Source organism: Solirhodobacter olei, assembly GCF_004010155.1.
Lineage (GTDB): Bacteria > Pseudomonadota > Alphaproteobacteria > Rhodobacterales > Rhodobacteraceae > Solirhodobacter > Solirhodobacter olei.
The window spans coordinates 35860-56041 of the sequence record NZ_RRYH01000013.1 but is presented as its reverse complement, the minus strand read 5'-3'; the positions used below and the strand labels follow the sequence as shown (position 1 = coordinate 56041).

Below are 20182 nucleotides of genomic sequence, written 5' to 3'. Positions count from 1 at the left end.
CTCACGTAGATCGTTATACCGGTCGCCTTTTAGAAACCACGACTTGCTCCAGGCGCCGCTGCCTCTAGCTAGGGTTGCAATTGATGCAGTCACAACCTCTTTCCGAAAAACATGCACACAAAATGCAACCTTTGGGATACTTTTGTCGCAGGCCTGCAACAGTGCGAACGCAAATGTTTAAGAAGTTGTAAACTTTATGTTTGTACCGAAACTATTTCACGGGAAAAGAGGCGTCATTCCGGGGATTTGACGGCGAAATGGGTCGACTCAACTGCGAGCGGAGTTGGCCTGCAGTTCGATCGGTTGGACCCTGATGGCGATCCTGGTTTCGGGCGCGCCCGAACGCATGGATCGGTCCTTGATTGCCACCGGCATGATCGTGGTCGCGCTTGGCCTTCTGCTGATGGTCTGGGCGATGCCGTCAGGGTCCGTCTGGCTGGTGGCCGTGGCGATGGCAGCCATGGGCGGCGGCTTCGGACTGTCCTGGACCTTCATCCTGCGCCGCTCGACCGCGCTGGCTGACGGAGACGAGGTACAGCGCATTGCCGGCGCAATCCCGGTGCTGCAGCGGCTGGGCTATGCACTTGGCGCCGCCGTCATCGGCATCGTCGCCAATGCCAGCGGGTTCCTATCTATGCAGGCACCAGAGGACGGGGCGCATGCGGCGCGGGCGATCTTCCTCGCCTGCCTGGTGCCGGCAGCACTGGCGCTCGTCGCGATGCTGGGCCTCGTGCGCCGGTAGGGTCTGGCCCCAAAGAAAGACCCGGGTTCCACCGGCCGCCAAAATTGTCCCCGCCATCTCGCGGCAGATTTCCATATCCCGCTTCCCGTTAAACTTGGCTGCCTGGCTAGCCGCAACGAGTGGAGGATCCGTGAGCGACGTCGCACAGGCGCAACTCACTTTCGACCGCGACGCCTAAGTGGGCGTGACCGAAAGCGCGCCGGTTATGATCTCGCAAGGGCCCGGCACGGGTGCGATCTCAAATAATCGATTGTGTGAAAGTACCGGCGGAACTAACTGGGCGGCGCGGCACAGCGTTCCGTATCTGACAGATCGCCCGCTCACACCCGGTCAAGTTCAAAATCCATAACGAGCTTGTGCGGCCCGACGTCAGCTTGAAAGTCGTCGAGTTCGCCGTCCGGCAACTCCCATATCGCCCATTTGAGCAGACCCAACTCGCGGTGGTTGCACTGACCGAACCGGATGATTTCCCGCCGGGCGCCGCCGACAAGGGTATCCCGTTCCGCCCAGATCAGATCATCAGCGGCAACGCCGTAGACCGCGCCGGTGACAGCGTGTTCAATGAATGCTGTTCCTACGGCTACGTAAGCGATCGCGCAGCTCCCCGATGCAGCGCCTCATGCCCGTCCAATAACAGAATCCGGCTTTGCAAATTGCAAGACAAAGGTACGGAGAAAATGCATGATTTTTGCCCTGCGCGGCTTACTCATAAGAGGACAAGCCGGAATTGCATCGAACCAGCATCATGTTGGCAGCCATTGCGCCGACCGCGGACCGAAGCCAGTACCCGAGGCGATCTCAGACGAAGGCAGCGGCCATACAATGACGGATCAAACAAAGCCGATGCGAAAGCCGTACCTCAGCACCCGGCGCCTTATGTGCGAAATGGCTTGATCGGGACGACCTCGTTACCGAAGTCTGGAGCCTAGGTTGCCGGGGTTGCGCCAACGGAGTCCCGTTTGTCTTTTGTACGCCTGGCCGTCACCACTGCGATGGAGCTCCGCTCAACGCCCGTTCTCTCAGAAGAGTTGGGCACCTGCTCGTCACGCAATTTTCGGCTTTCCGGACCGAGCGGTCGGTCCGCTCCAGTGGTGTTCGACCTCGGCCCCTACCGGCCGGTATGGGGGCGCCTTGCTGTCGTCAGGGATGGTATGACGAACGGCAGCGACGAGGCCAATCCAGGCATGGCGGCCGTTGCCCCCTCAAGTTGTTCGCCGGCCTCATGAGCCGCGATTGCGTTGGCCGGATCATACGGCGTGTTGAATTCCGGTATTGGCGAACGCTCCCATAAACAAGAGACGGATCTCCCCGTGGTTTCTCCCTCCCGTCTCCGGCCCCAGCATCAGGAAGCGGGTCTTCCGCTTCGCCTATCTCCCGGCTCTGAACGCGTCACTTTCGCCGTCGATCAGTTCCGTGGGCCAGATCCGGCGGATGGTGCCGGTCGGGTAGATATCGGCGTATCGCGGCATCGAGGCCAGAAGCGCCTCGCAAAGTGCCATGCCGCAGCCGAACAGATCTTCGCGGAACCGCGTCAGACTTGGCGACAGATAGGGGGATTGCGGGCTCTCTCGACCGATCACGGCGATATCCCTGCCCGGGCGAACGCCAGCTTCGGAAAGCCCTCGATAAAGGCCAGCGGCAAGGCTCGGGTTCAGCAGCACCACCGCCGTCGGCCGCTCCGGCAAGGCCAGAAGGCGGCCCGCCACGGCATAGCCGCCTGCCTCGTTCGGGCGAAACGGCAGGGCCAGTTCGGGGTCGAGCACCAGGCCATGCGCGGAATGTGCCTGCCGCGCGGAGTCCAGGAAGACATGTCCGAGGTTCGCGTCGTCATCCGGCACGGTCACGGCGATCCGTTCGTGGCCGCGGGCGACGAGCCGGTCGATCGCCTGCCGTGCCATGGCCTCGAAGTCGATGTCGATCCAGGGCTGCCCGGCATCGGTGCTTGACCGACCGAGGGTGACAAAGGGAACGCCGCGGCTGGCAAGGAAGTCGATCCGCGGATCGATCCTCTTGGTCGAAGAAATGATGATCCCGTCGGCGATGCCGCGGCTGACCATCCGCTTCAGGTAATCGCCCGCATCCTCATCCGATGGGCAGAGCAGGGCCACGAGATCGAGATGATGGCGGCCCAGGACCGTCTGGACCCCGTCGAAGATGCTCATGAAGAAGGCGTCACCCTGTCCGGTGATCTCGTGCCCCGTCTCCATCATGAAGGCAATGACGCCGGTCTGACCGCGGCGCAGGCTGCGGCCAGACTGGTTGGGAACGTAGCCGAGCGCGAGGGCCGCCTCGCCGACCCGCTTGCGGGTTTCCGGGTTCACGTCCGGCCGGTCGTTCAGCGCCCGCGACACCGTCCCGATGGATAGATTCAGGTGTTCGGCCAGTCCTTTGATGCCAATGCTCATGCCTCCTCCACCCTTGCATCCTACCGTTCTGACCGAAGTCCCAAAAAAGGGCAATTGACTCGTAAACGTTTTCGGAAATACTACCGTAAACGTTTACGGATGCCTTGCCAACCCGTACGGGTCCGAAGGGAGGAACCACGGACCGCGGCCGAAGGCAGGGCTGACCCGTCGACTGAAGGGTCTGAAGACCGACACCAAGGGAGGTGACAAAATGAAGACTGCGATGAAGCTGGCGCTTGCGCTGCTGGCCGGGCTGACCGTTGGAACCGGCCCGGCCCTTGCCGCAAGCAAGACGTTCAAGGTCTGGTGGTACGAGCCGGCAGATGGGGCGCTCGGCATCTCCTGGGCGGCCGCGCTGAAGGAATTCAAGCAGCAGCATCCAGATGTGAACGTCGAGTTCGAGCTAAAGACTTTCAATCAGATCAACCAGGCCGGCAGTCTGATCCTGAATTCCTCCGAGGCGCCTGACGTCCTGGAATACAACAAGGGCAATGGCACCGCCGGCCTCGTTGCCAGCGAAGGCCTGCTCCAATCGCTGGACAAGCCTTTCCACGACCGCGGCTGGGACAAGATCCTCAGCCCGAGCGCCGTCGAACTGGGCCGCTATGATCAGAACGGCATCTTCGGCTCAGGTCCACTCTATGGCATCTCGGACTACGGCGAATTCGTCTCGGTCTTCTACAATGCCGACATGCTGTCAAAGGCGGGCATGACCGTGCCGAAAACCCTGCCAGAGTTCGAAGCCGACATGGACAAGTTCGTCGCCAAGGGCATCACTCCGATTGCCGAAGCGGCCAACGATTATCCCGCGCAGCATCTGATGTACCTGCTGGCGCTGAGCAAGGCGGATGCCAAGTGGGTCTCCGATTTCGAGGGACTCAAGGGCCCGCTCGACACCAAGCCCTTCGTCTATGCCGCCCAGAAGTTGCAGGACTGGGTGAAGAAGGGCTATGTCAGCAAGGATTCCACTGGCATGAACGCCAATGACATGATCAGCCAGTTCACGTCGGGAAAATCGCCCTTCGCGATCACCGGCACGTGGCTCTCGACCGCCTTCGGCAACATCAAGACCTTCCACGCCAGCCAGTTCCTGTTCCCCGGCAACCGTTTCGCGCCGGGCTCGACGGGGAACCTCTGGGTCGTGCCGAAGTCGGCCAAGCACAAGGATCTGGCCTACGACTTCATCGGCATCACGCTCAGCCCGAAGATCCAGAACCTGATGGGCAATAGCGGCGGGCTTCCGATCGCGGCGGATCCGGCGAAGATCACAAATCCGGTCGGCAAGATCACCACGACGCTGTTCAACAAGCTGGTCGCGCAGAAGGGCCTCGGCTTCTACCCGGACTGGCCTGTCGCAGGGTTCTACAACGTCGTGCTGCAGGGAACCCAGGCGGTAATCGGCGGATCGATCACGCCCAAGCAGTTTGGCGAGCGCCTTAAGCAGGCCTATGACGCTGGCCTGAACTGACACCTGCGCGGGGCAGCGCGGCTGCCCCGCCCTTCGGGGCCCAGAACCATGGCGACATTTTCCCGGAACCGGCGCGACGCCGCAGCGTGGTGGCTATACCTCATGCCGGGCCTGATCGGCTTCCTGCTGGTCGTGGCGGTGCCTTTCGCAATGAATATCGGCATCAGCTTCACCCGCTGGCGCGGGATCGGCGAGCCTCGCTATGTGGGACTGGCGAACTACACCCGCCTCCTGGCCGACACGGCGTTCTGGACCTCGCTGGAGAATACGCTCTTCTTCGTCGTCGCCATGGCAGTCGTGCCGACCGTTATCAGCCTCGTCCTGGCCTCGACGCTCTTCGACTACGTCGCCAACACTTTCGGGCAGGGTCTGTCGAGCTTCTTTCGCGCGGGCTTCTATCTTCCCCAGATCCTGCCGGTTTCGGCCGCGGGCATCCTCTGGGGCTGGATACTGAATCCACACGGGGTACTGAACCTTATTCTCGGAGGGCTCGGCATGGTCGGGTTGCAGGGGAACTGGCTGGGCGATCCGGGGCTCGCGATCTACGCGCTTATGGCGGTGATGGTCTGGCTCCAGATCGGCTATTCGCTCGTCGTCTTCATGTCCGGTCTCGCCCGTGTCGATCCTTCGCTCTACGAGGCGGCGGAACTCGACGGTGCCGGAAGTGTCCAGCGGTTCTGGTACATCACCATCCCCATGCTTCGACCAGAGATCTTCGTGGTCGGCCTGACCACCACGATCGCCGCGCTGAAGGTCTTCGCCCCGGTTTACGTGCTGACGAACGGCGGGCCGAATTTCTCGACGATGGTGCCATCCTACTATTCCTACTACCAGTTCTTCTCCACCGTGCGTGTGGGCTACGGCGCGGCCATTGCCACGGCACAGACCGCGATCACGGTCGTCCTCGGTCTGATCTTCCTCTGGGCACAGTCCCGCGACGAAGAGGAGGACATGGAATGACCGACGCGACGATCCCTTCCGCCCCGGCGAAGCCTTCAGCCGGCCGCAGATCGCGACGGCGCGGCGCCGGCCGCTGGATCGTGCTTGGGCTTCTGATCCTGTTCCTGCTTCTCATGCTGGCACCCCTGGTACTGGCGGCCATGAACGCGGTGAAGACAGCGGCAGATTACGCCGCCCGCGGGCCGCTTGCGCTGCCGCACAGTTTCACCATCGCGGGGCTGAAGGCCTTCTGGGTTCACGCCAACTTTCCCCGCAAGCTGCTGAACAGCCTCCTTCTGTCCGGCGCCGCGGCGGTGTTCGGCACCGCGCTGAGCCTGTTTAATGCCTATGCGATCGGCATCGGCCGGATCAGGGGTGGGCGGGCGCTTCTGGTCCTCATCCTGCTCGGCATCATGATCCCGCAGGAGTCGCTGGTCTATCCGCTCTACTACATGGCCAAGGCCGCGGGACTGTTCGACAGCCTCTGGTCGGTCATTATCATCTTCACCGTCCTGCAATCGGCGTTCGGCACCTACCTGCTGTCCGCCGTGATGCAGGAGTTTCCCCACGAACTTCTTGAGGCCGCACGCGTCGACGGAGCGACCCGCTGGCAGATCCTTCGGCTTATCGTGCTGCCGATCCTGCGCCCTACGCTCGCGGTGCTGGCCACGTTCTTCTTTATCTGGACCTGGAACGAATTCCTGCTGCCGCTGGTGCTTCTGGCCTCGAACGACACGCAGACGATCTCGGTCGCAATGGGGGTGCTGAGCGGTCAGTACGTCTCGGACCCGACGACGACGGCGGCGGCATCGCTTCTGGGCATAGCGCCGACCATCCTGTTCTTCCTGATCTTCCAGCGAACGCTCACGAAGGGCGTCATCGTCGGGGCGGTGAAATGACGACCGCACGCCGCGCCTCCTCCAAGGACCAAGTTCAATGAAATTCAGTGACGGCAACTGGCTCGTTCCGGACAACCTCGCTCTCCTCAACCCGGTGCATGTGCATGAGGTCCGGGCCGAGGGAACCGGCCTCGTCGCCATCATCGCGACGCGGGACCTGAAGGGCCGGGGCGACCAGCTCAACACCGGGGTATTCCTGCTGCGGCTGACCTCTCCTGCTGACGGGATTATTGCCGTGCGCCTGGAGCATTTCCGCGGTGCGCGCCAGCTCGGCCCGGACTTCGCGCTCGCGGCCGGGGATGGTCACGGCCAGATCCGCTGGACCGGGCAAGAGGCCATCCTTGAAACAGGGCAGCTCTCCGCCCGCCTGCCGCGAGAGGGACGCTACCGGCTGGATTTCCTGCGCGATGGGCGCCGGCTGACCGGAAGCGGTCTCAAGGCCGCGGGCCAGGCGCGCGACCGCGACACCGGCGCAGCGCATGTGTTCGAGCGGCTGGACCTCGACGTAGGCGAATATGTCTATGGTCTGGGCGAGCGCTTCACGGCCTTCGTCAAGAACGGCCAGAGCGTCGAAATCTGGAACCGCGACGGCGGCACCGGCACCGATCAGGCTTACAAAAATATCCCGTTCTTCCTGACGTCCAAGGGCTGGGGCCTGCTGGTCAACAACCCTGGCCGCGCCAGTTTCGAGATCGCGACCGAGAAGGTGTCAAAGGCACAATTCTCCGTTCCCGGCGAGGTGCTGGAATATCTCGTCATTGACGGCCCGACGCCCAAGGATGTGATCGCACGCTACACCGGACTGACCGGCCGGCCCGCACTGCCGCCGGTCTGGTCGTTCGGGCTCTGGCTCTCCACCTCCTTCACCACGGATTACGACGCCGGCGTTGTGAACGGTTTTCTCGACGGGATGCAGGAACGGGGCATCCCCGTGCAGGTCTTCCACTACGATTGTTTCTGGATGCGCGGGCTGCACTGGACGGATTTCGAATGGGATCCACAGACCTTTCCGGACCCCACAGGCCAGCTTGCGAACATCCGTGCGCGGGGCATCCGCACCTGCCTCTGGATCAACCCCTACATCAGCCAGCTCTCCCCTCTCTTCGACGAGGGGCGCGAGAAGGAATACCTGCTGCGCCGGCCCGACGGCAGCATCTGGCAATGGGACCTGTGGCAGCCCGGCATGGCCATCGTCGACTTCACCAATCCCGGGGCCGCCGAGTGGTACTGCGGCCACCTCAAACGCCTCCTCGACATGGGCGTGGATGCGTTCAAGACGGACTTCGGCGAGCGCATCCCGACCGATGTCGTCTGGCACGACGGCTCCGACCCGGAGCGGATGCACAATTACTATGCCTACCTCTACAACAGGGTGGTCTTCGAGCTGCTGCAGCGCGAACGCGGAAAGGACGCAATCGTCTTCGCCCGCTCCGCCGCTGTCGGCAGCCAACAGTTCCCGGTCCACTGGGGCGGAGACTGCGATTCCAACTATGCCTCGATGGCTGAAAGCCTGCGCGGGGGGCTCTCGCTCGGCCTCTGCGGCTTCGGCTTCTGGAGTCACGACATCGGGGGGTTCGAAGGCACCGCCGCCGCACATGTCTACAAGCGCTGGTGCGCCTTCGGCCTCCTGTCCAGCCACAGCCGGCTGCATGGCTCCGACAGCTACCGCGTGCCCTGGGCCTTCGACAACGAGGCCGTCGAGGTGCTCAGGCAGTTCACCCGCCTGAAGTCCCGCCTGATGCCCTATCTCTACGCCGCCGCCGTCGAGGCAAGCCGGACCGGCGTTCCGATGATGCGGGCGATGGTTCTGGAGTTTCCCGAAGATCCGGGTGCCGCCACGCTCGACCGTCAGTACATGCTGGGCAGCAGCCTGCTTGTCGCCCCGGTCTTTTCTGAGGATGGCACGGTCGACGTCTACCTTCCTCCGGGCCGCTGGACGCATCTGATGACGGGCGAGGAAAAGACCGGCGGCTGGCATCGGGAACACCACGATGTCTTCAGCTTGCCGCTCTATGTCCGGGAGGGCACGCTCCTGCCGACGGGCGCGCACGACAACACGGTCGACTACGACTTCGCCGAGGGTGTCACTGTCACCCTCTACGCCCTCGCTGACGGAGCGACGGCGCGATGCGAGGTGGCAGGTGCGCATCCTCTCACGGTGACTGCCAGTCGCGACGGAAGCGAGATTCTGGTGGAATCGGAAGGAGATGCGCCCTGGCACCTCCGGATCGTTGGGCATGACGTGGTATCGGCTGAAGGCAACGCGACTTGGAAGGATCGCGGTTGGCGTCTCATGGGTAGGGACCGGTTACTCCTGAAGCCGCCAATCACTTCACCTCGGGGACAGATATTAGTGAACTCGACCAAACGAGCGTGAAGATAAACTGCCGAACGGCTGCCATGATCCCCTTTACCCTTCCCGGACGTTGCGGAAGCCCGCGGCGAAAGACACCTCCTGCTCCTACTGAGCTTTGCCAGCGGGCGTTGCGAACCGCAGCTTCAGGGCATCGCACCCGGAAACTTGAACGACCAAGATGAAGGCGCCTTGCTGCTGTTGCGACAGCGCACGGCCAAGGGAGGCGACCAGCCCCTCATCTGCTGTTAACCTTGCTCGAACTCGGCACCCGGGATACTCTGCCCAACCAGGCTTGGCCCGCGCCTCCTCCCTCCAGTTCGGGAAGTATCGCACATACAGGGCGTCGAACGTCATCGAACCATCTGTTCGAGCGATCGCATAAGGAGGGGTTGCGTCATCCGCTCGGAATGGAGGTTCCCTATGCGGCTATCCGCACCAATCCACAGCTTGAAGCGGCGGGCCAAGCTCATGGCCCGCGACGAAGATATTCCCCTGCACGATGCCTTGGACCGCATCGCGCGCGAAGAGGGGTTTGTGGCGTGGAGTCTACTCTCTTCTCGCCTGATGATGAGCCCGCCTGCCACCTCGCTGCTGCCAGACCTCGCGGCAGGGGACATGCTCCTGCTTGCGGCGCGACCCGGGCACGGCAAGACAAGGCTCGGATTGCAGCTTCTGATCGATGCTGTCCTCGACGGACGTCGGGCCGTCTTCTTCACGCTGGAGTACACAGAGCACGAGGTCCTGGACCGGATCCAGTCCTTGAATGACCAGGTGACGGCACGCGCGCTGGAGATCGTGACTTCGAACGACATCAGCGCCGACTTCATCACTCGGTATTTGTCCGGCGCGCCGCGCGAGACTGTCGCCGTCATCGACTACCTGCAAATTCTTGATCAGCAGCGTAGCAAGCCCGCCCTGGCAGAGCAGCTGCATGTCCTGCAGGAATTTGCGCGCAGTACCGGCACAATTCTCGCCTTCATCTCGCAGGTAGACCGTTCCTACGACCCGGAGCGATCAGCAGTGCCGGACCTGACGGACCTTCGCCTTCCGAATCCCGTCCCGATTGAGGTCTTTTCCAAGGCCTGTTTTCTGAATGCGGGAGAAATCAAGGTGCAGCGCATAGCGTGAGACCTACTGCCGGGGCGGGACAACGAGCCCCGGCGGCTGCTTCAGTAGGTATGCTGCAGCGAGAAGCATGCCGACGGCGGCCAAAAGCTGCTCTTGGATCTTTCGATGCTACACGCGAGCGGCCGGGCTGGGCACTTCCAATACCTCAGGCCCCGCTCAACGAACGGCGGCTCCTAGGGCGCCCTGCCCTGCCGTGGAACGGCAAAGTCGAGGGCGCGTTGCAGCCCGACGGCCCCGATCGCAGGGTGGATCAACAGGGCTAGAAGCCGTCTATCGCCGCGCCCTCGTCAAACGGCAGCCTGCCGCCCGTTCCTATCATGGGGCGACCCCCTCGAGCAACGCCGCCGCCGAGCGGATGGCGCGGATGTTGCGGCCATAGGCCTCTGGCGCATCAGCAGACCCGTCGCGGAACACCGCCGATCCGGCGACGAGCACGTCGGCACCGGCTCGGACCAGACCCGGCGCAGTGGTCGGGTCCACGCCGCCATCGACCTCGATATGGATCGGCCGGTCGCCGATCATCCCGCGCAGACGGCGGATCTTCGGCGCGAGGTCGATGAACTTCTGCCCGCCGAAACCCGGGTTCACCGTCATCACGCAGACGAGGTCGGCAAGGTCCAGCAGATGCTCGGCCGCCTCGACTGGTGTGGCCGGGTTCAACGCGACACCGGCCTTCATCCCTGCCGCGCGGATCGCCTGCAGCGTGCGGTGGATATGCGGCCCGGCCTCGACATGGGCGGTCAGGATATCCGCCCCGGCCTCGGCATAGGCCCCGATAAAGGGATCCACCGGCGCTATCATCAGATGCACGTCCATCGTGGTGGTGACGTGCCGGCGGAAGGCCTTCACCGCCGGGGGGCCGAACGTGAGGTTGGGGACGAAATGTCCGTCCATCACATCGACATGAACCCAGTCGGCGCCCTGTGCCTCTATGGCACGGATTTCCCGCCCGAAATCTGCAAAATCGGCCGACAGGATCGAGGGGGCGATGCGGATCTGCGGCATGGTCGTTCCTTTCATTCCATCGCCCGTTTGCGATCGGTGTCGAGACCGCCGCGGAAGACGCGGCTCGCGCGGATATCGGCCTCGGTGATCGTCGAGAGCGCGGCGGCATCGAGCGGCGTCGCGGCGGTAGAAAACAGCCGGTTCGCCTGCCTGAGGCGCGCCCGGTCCAGCGCGTTGCGGATCGAACGCGCATTGGCGAAATGCGGCTGTGCCCGCCGGAGCGCGATATATTCGGCCATCGCGGACCTGGCGCCATCATCCAGCGCATAGTTCTGCTCGGACAGCATAACCTCGGCGATCCGGGCAAGCTCTTCGTCGGTATAGTCCGGGAATTCGATATGATGGGCGATGCGCGAGCGGAATCCCGGATTGGCCGAGTAGAATCGGTCCATACGGTCGGCATAGCCGGCGAGGATTACCACGAGGTCGTCCCGGTTGTTCTCCATCACCTGCAGCAGGATCTCGATCGCCTCCTGCCCGTAGTCGCGCTCGTTCTCGGGGCGGTGGAGGTAATAGGCCTCGTCGATGAACAGCACGCCCCCCATCGCCTTCTTCAGTGCCTCCTTGGTCTTGGGGGCGGTATGGCCGATGTACTGGCCGACGAGGTCGTCGCGCGTGACAGTCACGAGATGGCCCTTGCGGACATAGCCGAGGCGATGCAGCAGATCTGCCATCTTCAACGCCACGGTCGTCTTGCCGGTTCCGGGATTGCCGGTGAAGGACATGTGGAGGGTCGGCGTCTCGACCGCCAACCCCATTTCGCGCCGCGCCTTGTCCACCAGCAGGAGCGCCGCGGTTTCCTTGATGCGCTGCTTGACCGGCCCGAGCCCGATCATGGTGCGGTCGAGTTCATCCAGCACGTCGCGCACACCAGAGGCCTGGTACGCGGCGGCGAGGTCCACCGTCTGCGGCCGTGCCGTCTCCGGGCGCATCTCGGTTTCGGTATTGTTCATGTCGGCTCCTGCGAAACGCGGATGCCACCCGGAAGCGGCACCCGGGAGGTCAGGCGTAGCGCGCCCCTTCGGGCTGGCGCACGGCATAGCTCTCGATCGTGTAGCGGATGACCCGTCCCTCGGCCTCCTGGCGCACGACGCGAAAGCCGGGCTCCTCCGCCGGACGGTTCACGATGAAGGACATCCGGATCGACTCCCAGCCCGGCGTACTGTCGAAGGCGATGACGCGGATATACTTGCCGCCATGCGCCTTGCGGCACTCGTTGACCTCGTAGACCACCGCCGCGGCATCCGGGTTGTCGAACATCGGATGGCCCCACATCTCCCAATAGGTGTTGCGGGGGTGCGGGTCGTCGGTCCATTCCACCGACACGGCCCAGCCCTTGTCGATGGCATATTGTGCCTGCACGCGGATGTCGTCGTCACTGAGGTCCGGCAGGAAGCTGAACTGGCCTTGGGTGAGTTTCATCTGGCTTCTCCTCAGGCGGAAACTTCGGGGGTCACGGCGAAATCGGGGCTGTCGGTGGAGGCGTAGTTGAAGGTGACATCCTTCCAGGTATCGAGCGCCTGCTTCAGCGGAGTGCAGGTCCGCGCGGCGTCGCGCAGGATGTCCTCGCCCTCGTTCCAGATGTCGCGGCCGGCGTTTCGGGCAAAGACGATCGCCTCCAGCGCCACGCGGTTCGCCTGGGCGCCGGCGGCAATGCCGTGCGGATGGCCGATCGTGCCGCCGCCGAACTGCAGCACCACGTCCTCCCCGAGGTAGGTCAGGAGCTGGTGCATCTGCCCGGCATGGATACCGCCCGAGGCAACCGGCATCATCTTGTTGAGGCTCGCCCAGTCCTGGTCAAAGAAGATCCCGTTCTCCAGGGCCATCGGGTTTCGCTCTTCGCGGAAGATGTCGTAGAACCCCTTCGTGGTCGCCGGATCGCCTTCCAGCTTGCCGACGACCGTGCCGGCGTGCAGATGGTCCACACCCGCAAGCCGCATCCATTTGGCAATGACGCGGAAGCTGACGCCATGGCTCTTCTGCCGGGTGTAGGTCGAATGGCCCGCCCGGTGCAGGTGCAGGATCATATCGTTCCTGCGCGCCCAGTTCGCCATCGACTGGATCGCCGTATAGCCGATGACCAGGTCGATCATGACGACGACCGAGCCAAGCTGCTTGGCGAATTCCGCCCGCTCATACATCTGCTCCATCGTGCCGGCGGTGACGTTCAGGTAGGTTCCCTTCACCTCGCCCGTCGCGGCAGAGGCGCGGTTGACCGCCTCCATGCAATAGAGGAACCGGTCGCGCCAGTGCATGAAGGGCTGCGAGTTGATGTTCTCGTCGTCCTTGGTGAAATCGAGGCCCCCCTTCAGCGCCTCGTAGACCACCCGGCCGTAGTTGCGGCCCGAGAGGCCGAGCTTCGGCTTCACCGTCGCGCCCAGAAGCGGCCGGCCGTAGCAGTTCAGCCGCTCCCGTTCCACGACGATGCCGGTGGCCGGGCCTTGGAAGGTCTTCACATAGGCGACCGGTAGGCGCATGTCCTCGAGCCGCAGCGCCTTGAGTGGCTTAAACCCGAAGACGTTGCCGATGATCGAGGCGGTCAGGTTGGCGATCGAGCCCGGCTCGAACAGGTCGAGATCATAGGCGATGTAGGCGAAGAACTCGCCCGGCTTGTTCGGCACCGGGTCCACCCGGTAGGCCTTCGCGCGGTACTTTTCGCAGGCGGTCAGGCGGTCGGTCCAAACCACGGTCCAGGTCGCCGTAGAGCTTTCGCCCGCCACCGCCGCCGCCGCCTCCACCTCATCCACGCCATCCTGCGGCGTGATCCGGAACAGCGCGATGATGTCGGTGTCCTTGGGCTGGTAGTCGGGCTCCCAATATCCCATCTGGGCGTATTTCATCACGCCGGCGGCATAGCGCTTCTTGGCGTTCGTCTCGGTCTTCGCCTTGGACTGGTCGAGCATGACGATCTCCTTCTTCTGGGCTCAGGCGGCCTGTTCGGCCACAAGCTGTGGGTCGAGCGCGCCGCTGGCGTAGCGGCGGGCCATGTCGTCGAGAGAGACGGGGCGGATCTTCGAGGCCTGGCCAGCGGTGCCGAAACGCTCGAAGCGGTCCCTGCAGAGGGCCTCCAGTTCCTTCATCGCGGGAACCAGGAACTTGCGTGGATCGAACTCGGCCGGGTTCTGGGTGGCGACGCGGCGAAACTGGCCGGTCATCGCCATGCGGCAGTCGGTGTCGATATTGACCTTGCGGACCCCCATGCGGATGCCCTTCTCAATCTCCTCGACAGGAACACCGTATGTCTGGGGCATCTCGCCGCCGTTCGCGTTGATGAGATCCTGCAGATACTGCGGCACCGACGACGAGCCGTGCATCACAAGGTGGACGCCGGGCAGGCGTTCATGGATCCGGCGGATCGTCTCCATCGACAGGATGTCGCCATCGGGCTTGCGGCTGAACTTGTAGGCGCCGTGGCTGGTGCCGCAGGCGATGGCAAGGGCATCGCACTTGGTCTGCACGACGAAATCCACCGCCTGATCCGGATCGGTCAGAAGCTGGTCCTGTCCCAGCCTGCCCTCTGCGCCCGATCCATCCTCGGCCGCCGCCCTGCCGGTCTCGAGGCTGCCAAGCACCCCCAGCTCGCCCTCGACCGAGGCGCCCACCGCATGCGCGGCCACGGTGACGCGGCGCGTGATCTCGACGTTGTACGCGTAGCTCGATGGCGTCTTCATGTCCTCCATAAGCGAACCGTCCATCATCACCGAGGTGAAGCCGTGACGGATCGCCGAGAGGCAGGTGGCATCGTTGTTGCCGTGGTCCTGGTGCAGGACGATGGGAATGTCCGGGAAGGTCTCCACCAGGGCGAGAACCATGTGGCGCAGCATGTTGTCGCCGGCATAGGAACGGGCGCCGCGACTGGCCTGCAGGATGACCGGCGCATCGCAGGCTTTGGCGGCGGCCATGATTGCCAGCCCTTGCTCCATATTGTTGATATTGAAGGCCGGCACGCCGTAGCCATGCTCGGCGGCATGGTCGAGAAGCTGGCGCAGGGTGACAAGCGGCATGGGGTCCTCCGTTATCGGTTGAGCAGGGCGCGGGCGGCGGCCACCACGGCTTCCGTGGTGATGCCACAATGGCGGTAGAGATCGGCGGCCGGGCCCGACGCACCAAATCCGGTCATGCCGATGAAGGCGTCATCACGGTCGAGGAACAGCTCCCAGCCCTGCCGGACGGCAGCTTCGATGCCCACGCGGGGGGCGCCCCCCCGGACATGGGCTTGATAGTCGGCCGGCTGGGCGGCGAAGCGGTCGAACGACGGGGCCGAGACGACGGCCGCCCAGATCCCGTCCTCCGCGAGGCGCCGCGCAGCCTCGAAGGCCAGCTGTAACTCCGATCCAGTGGCGATGATCGTCACATGGCGCGGCGTATCGAGCGTGTAGAGCAGGTAGGCGCCCCGCGCCGTCAGGTTCTCGCCGTTGTGGCGGGTCCTGAGGCAGGGTAGTGCCTGGCGGGAGAGGCAGAGAAGCGTCGGCGTCCGGTTCGAGGTTACCGCAAGCTCCCAGGCCTCCGCGGTCTCGATCACGTCGGCGGGGCGGATGACCGACAGGTTCGGAATTGCCCGAAGGCTGGCAATGGTCTCCACCGGCTGATGGGTCGGGCCGTCCTCGCCGAGGCCGATCGAGTCATGGGTCATGACGTAGGTCACCGGAGCGCCCATCAGCGCCGACAGCCGGATCGCGGGTCGGCAGTAGTCCGAAAAGGCCAAGAAGGTGCCACCGTAGGGCCGGAACCCGCCATGAAGGGCGATGCCGTTCATCGCGGCGGCCATGCCGTGCTCACGGACGCCGTAGTGGATGTAATCGCCGCGGAAATCCCCGGGGGCCACGGCGGTCATGCCCGAGGTGCGGGTGTTGTTCGATCCGGTCAGGTCGGCCGACCCGCCAATCATGTTCTGAAAGGTCGCGTTGACCACCTCCAGCACCAGTTCCGAGGCCTGGCGGGTGGCAGTCTTCGTGGCGCGGTCGGAATGCTCGGCCTTGAAGGCGTCGAGAGCCGCATTCAGCGCCGCCGCATCCGGCGCGGCCCACGCCCCGTCGAAAGCCACAGCCCGGTCCGACCCGCGCTTGCGCCGCCCCCATTCGGCCCGCGCCGCAGCGCCGCGAGCGGCGACAGCGCGCCAGGCCGCGCGGATATCGTCAGGAACGACGAAGGGTTCCTCGATCCAACCCAACGCTTCGCGCGCCGCGGTGATCTCCGTCTCGCCCAGCGGCGCGCCATGCACCTTGTGGCTGCCGGCTTTATTGGGCGCGCCCTTGCCTATCAGAGTGCGGCAGGCGATCAGCGAGGGGCGGGCATCGGCGCGGGCCGCCTCTATGGCGGCGGCGATGGCTTCATTGTCGTGGCCATCGACAGGCGCGACGTGCCAGCCCGCCGCCTCGAACCGCTTGCGCTGGTCCGTCGAGGTGGAAAGCGAGGTCGGCCCGTCGATGGTGATCCGGTTGTCGTCCCAGAAGACGATAATCCGACCCAGACCTAGATGGCCGGCAAGATCGATGGCCTCGTGACTGATCCCTTCCATCAGACAGCCGTCGCCGGCGATCACATAGGTCCAGTGATCGACCAGCGTGTCGCCGAAGCGGGCGTTCGCCAGCCGCTCGGCCAGCGCCATGCCCACGGCGGTCGATATCCCCTGCCCCAAGGGGCCGGTCGTCATCTCGATCCCCTTGGCATGTCCGTATTCCGGATGCCCCGCCGTCCGCGACCCGAGCTGGCGGAAGGCGCGAAGCTCGTCCGCATCCATGTCGTCGTAGCCCAGGAGGTGATGCAGCGCGTAGACCAGCATCGAGCCATGGCCCGCGCTCATCACGAACCGGTCGCGGTCGGGCCAGGTCGGATCGGCGGGATCGACCGTCAGGAACCGGTTGAAAAGGACGGTGGCGACATCGGCCATTCCCATCGGCGCGCCGGGATGGCCGGACTTCGCCGTCTCCACCGCGTCCATGGTCAGCACCCGGATCGCATCGGCCATGCGGCGCTCGTCGGCAATGGTTCTGGTTGGCGCGTTCATGGTTCTTCCCTTCAGGCGCGGCGTGACTCGGACACCAGGCGCAGGATCATCGGCGTGAAGATGAGCTGCATGGCGAGATCCATCTTTCCCCCGGGGATGACGAGGCTGTTCGCCCGGGTCATCCAGCTGTCGTGGATCATCGACATGAGGTAGGGGAAATCGATGCCCCGCGGGTTCTTGAACCGGATCACGACGAGGCTCTCGTCGGCAGTCGGGATCCAGCGGGCAATGAACGGGTTCGACGTGTCGACCACCGGCACCCGCTGGAAGTTGATGTCAGTCTCCGAGAACTGCGGGCAGATGCAGTGAACATAGGCATGCATCCGGCGCAGGATCACATCGGTCACCGCCTCGGTCGTGTACCCGCGGCTCGCCTTGTCGCGATGGATCTTCTGCGTCCATTCCAGATTGATGACCGGAACCACCCCGATCTTAAGATCGGCCAGCGCGGAGATGTTGACCTGCTCGTTGACCACGGCGCCGTGCAGGCCCTCGTAGAACAACAGATCGGAGCCACTCTCGAACCGCGCCCAGTCGGTGAAGCTGCCCGGCGCCGTACCCCAGCGCGCGGCCTCCTTGTCGTCGTGGACGTAGTGCCGGGTCTCGCCCTCGCCGGTCTTGCCATAGGTGCGGAAGATGTCCTCCAGCTTCTCCAACTCGTTGGCTTCGTAGGAGAAATGGCTAAACGTGGCATCCCCGGCGTCGAGGCGGCTCTGCAGTTCCGCCTTCATCGCCGCCCGGTCGTAGCGGTGGAAGGCATCGCCCTCGATCGAAACGGTCTTGATCCCCTCGCGCCGGAAGATCTGGTCGAACGTCGACTTCACCGTCGTCGTACCCGCCCCGGACGAGCCGGTCACCGAAATGATGGGATGTTTCTTGCTCATCGTATCCCCGGTTCAGGCGCGGAACAGGCCGCGGTTTCCGAACAGGGCCGAAACCTCGGCCTCTGGCAGGTCATGGTAGGAGGTGATGAGATCCACCTTGCTCGCCGTCCCGAAGACGAAGGGCGTGCGCGCATGCAGATGCTCCGGAACCCGATCGAGCATGCGTTCGGTCCCCGTGGTGGCCTTGCCGCCGCCCGCCTCGATCAGGAAGGCGATCGGCGCGCATTCGTAGACCAGCCGAAGTCGGCCCTGCTCGTATCCCTTCCGGTCGTCGGCGGGGTAGAGGAACACGCCGCCACGGGTGACGATGCGATGGGCTTCGGCGACGAGCGAGGCGATCCAGCGCATGTTGAAATTCCTGCCCCGCGGCCCCTCGGTCCCGGCCAGGCAATCGTCCACCCAGGCCCGGATCGGCGCCGACCAGTGCCGGTAGTTCGAGGCGTTGATGGCGTATTCGTCGGTCGTGTCCGGGATTGCCGTCACTTGGGCGGCCTCGACGAATGTGCCGCTCGCACGGTCGAGGATGAAGGTGCGCAGGCCCGTCCCGAAGCTGACGACCATGGCGGTATACGGGCCGTAGATGATGTAGCCGGCGGCGCTCAGGTTGCGGCCAGGGCGCATGAAGGTCTCCATTGCGTCCTCCAGCGCCGGTTGGATGCCGAAGATCGTGCCAATCGAGATATTGGCGTCGATGTTGGAGGACCCGTCGAGCGGGTCGATAGCGATCGCGAGGGTTCCCTCGGGGTCCAACTCTGCCGGAGCGTCGCGCTCCTCCGAGGCGTACCAGCGGATCCCGGTGCCCTCAAGCGCGTTGGCGAAGGCCGAATCCGCAATCACATCCAGCGCCTTCTGCGTGTCGCCGTCGCTGTTGGTGCCGACGTCCGCGCCCAGCGGCCCGCCCAGCGGCCCCCGCCCGATCCGACCGGAGATCTCGGCGGCGACACCGGCGAGCGCCTCCATCGGGCGGGCCAGTTCGGTGGGAATTTCACGTCCCGTCGTGATCAGCCTGGGCATCGCACCGCGCCTCCCGCCGCTCTGCAATGCCCTAGACTTGCCGAGAATCCGGGAGTAAGAAAATTTTAAAAATCTGATGCAGGCGAAAGAAAAATCTTTGGTTAAGCTCGATCAGATCACGCTCCGGCAGCTCCGCGCCCTCCGCCTGGTGGAGGAACACGGCACGATCTCGGCCGCCGCGGCGGCGGTGGGGCTGACGCCGCCGGCAGTGCATTCCCAGGTGAAGACGCTGGAGGAGATCATCGGCGCGCCACTGCTGGATCGCGACGGGCGCCAGCGCGGTGTTCTGAGCGCCCAGGGGCGCGTCCTTGTTCGCACTGAGGCCCAGATAGAAGCGTTGCTCGACAGGGCCTTGCGCGAGGTCACCGCCCTGCAGCAGGGGCGCACCGGAACCGTTGTTCTGGGCGCTGTCAGCACCGCGAAATACGTCGCCCCGAAGATCGTAGCACTGCTGGATACCGAATATCCCGGTATCGAGGTGGTGTTGAAGATTGCCAACCGCCAGGACACGATCGCAGCGCTCGGACGAGGCGAATACGATCTCTGCATCATGGGACGCCCGCCGCGCTCGCCGCTGACCGAGGCCACGGCCCTGGCCGACCATCCTCATCTTATCATCGCGCCGCCCGGGCATCCGCTGACGGGCGATCGGCGGATCCATGCCGCCGAACTGGCGCGCGAGCGCTTCATCCTGCGCGAGAGCGGTTCCGGCACCCGCCTGCTCGCCGAGCGCTACCTAGGCCAGTTGGGCGACGTGCTGCGGATCGAGCGGATCGAGATGGACAGCAACGAGACCATCAAGCAGGCGGTGATGAGCGGCCTCGGGATCGCCCTGATCTCGGCCGACACGGTGGCCAACGAGGTCGAAACCGGGCGGCTGGCGGTGATCCGCGCCGAGGGCACGCCGATCATCCGCAAGTGGTACCTCCTTACCCCGCTCGACCTGAAACCCGCCCCTGCCACCCGCGTGATCGGGGCCTGGATCGGGGCCAACGGCGGCGCCTGCTTCCCCGGTCACGAGGTGCTGACCCGATGCGCGATGATGCCGGAGTGAACCGGCAACGGCTCGGAAGTCCCTACATTGCGGGAAGATCCGCAGTCGAAGGCAACGGCCTTGAGCGCTGATCCGGGGCTTCCAGAAGGTTGCGGGCCCGGTCCAGACGCACCCCTTCCACGAACTCGCGCGGCGTGACACTCAGTTCGCGCACGAACAGCCGCGCGATGCTCTTCAGGCTGACCCCAGCCAGTTCAGCGAGACGTTCAACCGGAAAAGCCTCGCAGATATGGTCCATGACTGCAGCAGAGGCAGGTTTTGGGGTCCAAGAGCTCCAGTCA

General features: G+C 64.3%; 17 protein-coding genes. 7 read left to right on the top strand and 10 right to left on the bottom strand.

What is annotated here, in order from left to right:
- Positions 1 to 283: 283 nt before the first annotated feature.
- Positions 284 to 742: an MFS transporter gene (locus tag EIP85_RS11070; protein WP_277749297.1), complete on the top strand. Its 459-nt coding sequence runs from the start codon at positions 284 to 286 to the stop codon at positions 740 to 742.
- Positions 743 to 2109: 1367 nt separating this feature from the next.
- Here the strand turns inward: EIP85_RS11070 and EIP85_RS11065 are convergent.
- Entirely contained in the window at positions 2110 to 3147 is a 1038-nt protein-coding gene (locus tag EIP85_RS11065; protein ID WP_127902249.1) for a LacI family DNA-binding transcriptional regulator, read from the bottom strand.
- 211 nt (positions 3148 to 3358) lie between these two features.
- Between EIP85_RS11065 and EIP85_RS11060 the strand changes: the two genes are divergently transcribed.
- The 5 genes from EIP85_RS11060 (at position 3359) to EIP85_RS11040 (ending at position 9937) form a co-directional block, all read left to right on the top strand.
- Entirely contained in the window at positions 3359 to 4615 is a 1257-nt protein-coding gene (locus EIP85_RS11060) for an ABC transporter substrate-binding protein (RefSeq protein WP_127902248.1), read from the top strand.
- 48 nt (positions 4616 to 4663) lie between these two features.
- Entirely contained in the window at positions 4664 to 5575 is a 912-nt protein-coding gene (locus EIP85_RS11055; protein WP_127902247.1) for a carbohydrate ABC transporter permease, read from the top strand.
- Entirely contained in the window at positions 5572 to 6453 is an 882-nt protein-coding gene (locus EIP85_RS11050; RefSeq protein WP_127902246.1) for a carbohydrate ABC transporter permease, read from the top strand. The genes EIP85_RS11055 and EIP85_RS11050 overlap by 4 nt, the downstream gene beginning before the upstream one ends.
- Before the next feature lie 37 nt (positions 6454 to 6490).
- Positions 6491 to 8830: an alpha-xylosidase gene (yicI, locus tag EIP85_RS11045; RefSeq protein WP_127902245.1), complete on the top strand. Its 2340-nt coding sequence runs from the start codon at positions 6491 to 6493 to the stop codon at positions 8828 to 8830.
- Between the two features lie 399 nt (positions 8831 to 9229).
- Positions 9230 to 9937, top strand: a complete 708-nt coding sequence (locus tag EIP85_RS11040; RefSeq protein ID WP_127902244.1) for a DNA helicase — start codon at positions 9230 to 9232, stop codon at positions 9935 to 9937.
- A 315-nt stretch (positions 9938 to 10252) separates the two neighbouring features.
- Here the strand turns inward: EIP85_RS11040 and rpe are convergent, their stop codons facing one another.
- Genes rpe through EIP85_RS11000 form a run of 8 tightly spaced genes read right to left on the bottom strand, consistent with a single transcriptional unit; the run spans position 10253 to position 18847 of the window.
- Positions 10253 to 10957, bottom strand: coding sequence for a ribulose-phosphate 3-epimerase (gene rpe, locus EIP85_RS11035; RefSeq protein ID WP_241559970.1), 705 nt, complete (start codon positions 10955 to 10957; stop codon positions 10253 to 10255).
- Positions 10954 to 11895, bottom strand: a complete 942-nt coding sequence (cbbX, locus tag EIP85_RS11030; RefSeq protein WP_241559969.1) for a CbbX protein — start codon at positions 11893 to 11895, stop codon at positions 10954 to 10956. Before cbbX ends, rpe begins: the two co-directional genes overlap by 4 nt.
- 49 nt (positions 11896 to 11944) lie before the next feature.
- Positions 11945 to 12364 (bottom strand): ribulose bisphosphate carboxylase small subunit, encoded by a 420-nt coding sequence (locus EIP85_RS11025; RefSeq protein WP_127902243.1) that lies wholly within the window; start codon positions 12362 to 12364, stop codon positions 11945 to 11947.
- Between the two features lie 11 nt (positions 12365 to 12375).
- A complete protein-coding gene (locus tag EIP85_RS11020) occupies positions 12376 to 13845 on the bottom strand; it encodes a form I ribulose bisphosphate carboxylase large subunit (protein WP_127902242.1) in 1470 nt (489 codons plus the stop codon).
- Positions 13846 to 13866: 21 nt separating this feature from the next.
- Positions 13867 to 14946 (bottom strand): class II fructose-bisphosphate aldolase, encoded by a 1080-nt coding sequence (gene fba, locus EIP85_RS11015; protein ID WP_127902241.1) that lies wholly within the window; start codon positions 14944 to 14946, stop codon positions 13867 to 13869.
- An 11-nt stretch (positions 14947 to 14957) separates the two neighbouring features.
- Positions 14958 to 16949 carry a transketolase gene (tkt, locus tag EIP85_RS11010; RefSeq protein ID WP_127902240.1) on the bottom strand — a complete coding sequence of 664 codons (1992 nt, stop codon included), beginning with the start codon at positions 16947 to 16949 and terminating at the stop codon, positions 14958 to 14960.
- An 11-nt stretch (positions 16950 to 16960) separates the two neighbouring features.
- The gene (locus EIP85_RS11005; protein ID WP_127902239.1) at positions 16961 to 17833 is read right to left on the bottom strand and encodes a phosphoribulokinase; all 873 of its coding nucleotides are present in this window, start codon (positions 17831 to 17833) and stop codon (positions 16961 to 16963) included.
- A gap of 12 nt (positions 17834 to 17845) precedes the next feature.
- Positions 17846 to 18847 (bottom strand): class 1 fructose-bisphosphatase, encoded by a 1002-nt coding sequence (locus EIP85_RS11000; RefSeq protein ID WP_127902238.1) that lies wholly within the window; start codon positions 18845 to 18847, stop codon positions 17846 to 17848.
- 97 nt (positions 18848 to 18944) lie between these two features.
- Here EIP85_RS11000 and EIP85_RS10995 point away from each other — a divergent pair, with 97 nt between their 5' ends.
- Entirely contained in the window at positions 18945 to 19901 is a 957-nt protein-coding gene (locus EIP85_RS10995) for a LysR family transcriptional regulator (protein WP_164871702.1), read from the top strand.
- 22 nt (positions 19902 to 19923) lie between these two features.
- On the opposite strand, the gene EIP85_RS10990 is transcribed toward EIP85_RS10995, so the two are convergent.
- The gene (locus tag EIP85_RS10990) at positions 19924 to 20139 is read right to left on the bottom strand and encodes a helix-turn-helix domain-containing protein (RefSeq protein WP_206615506.1); all 216 of its coding nucleotides are present in this window, start codon (positions 20137 to 20139) and stop codon (positions 19924 to 19926) included.
- Between the last annotated feature and the right edge of the window lie 43 nt (positions 20140 to 20182).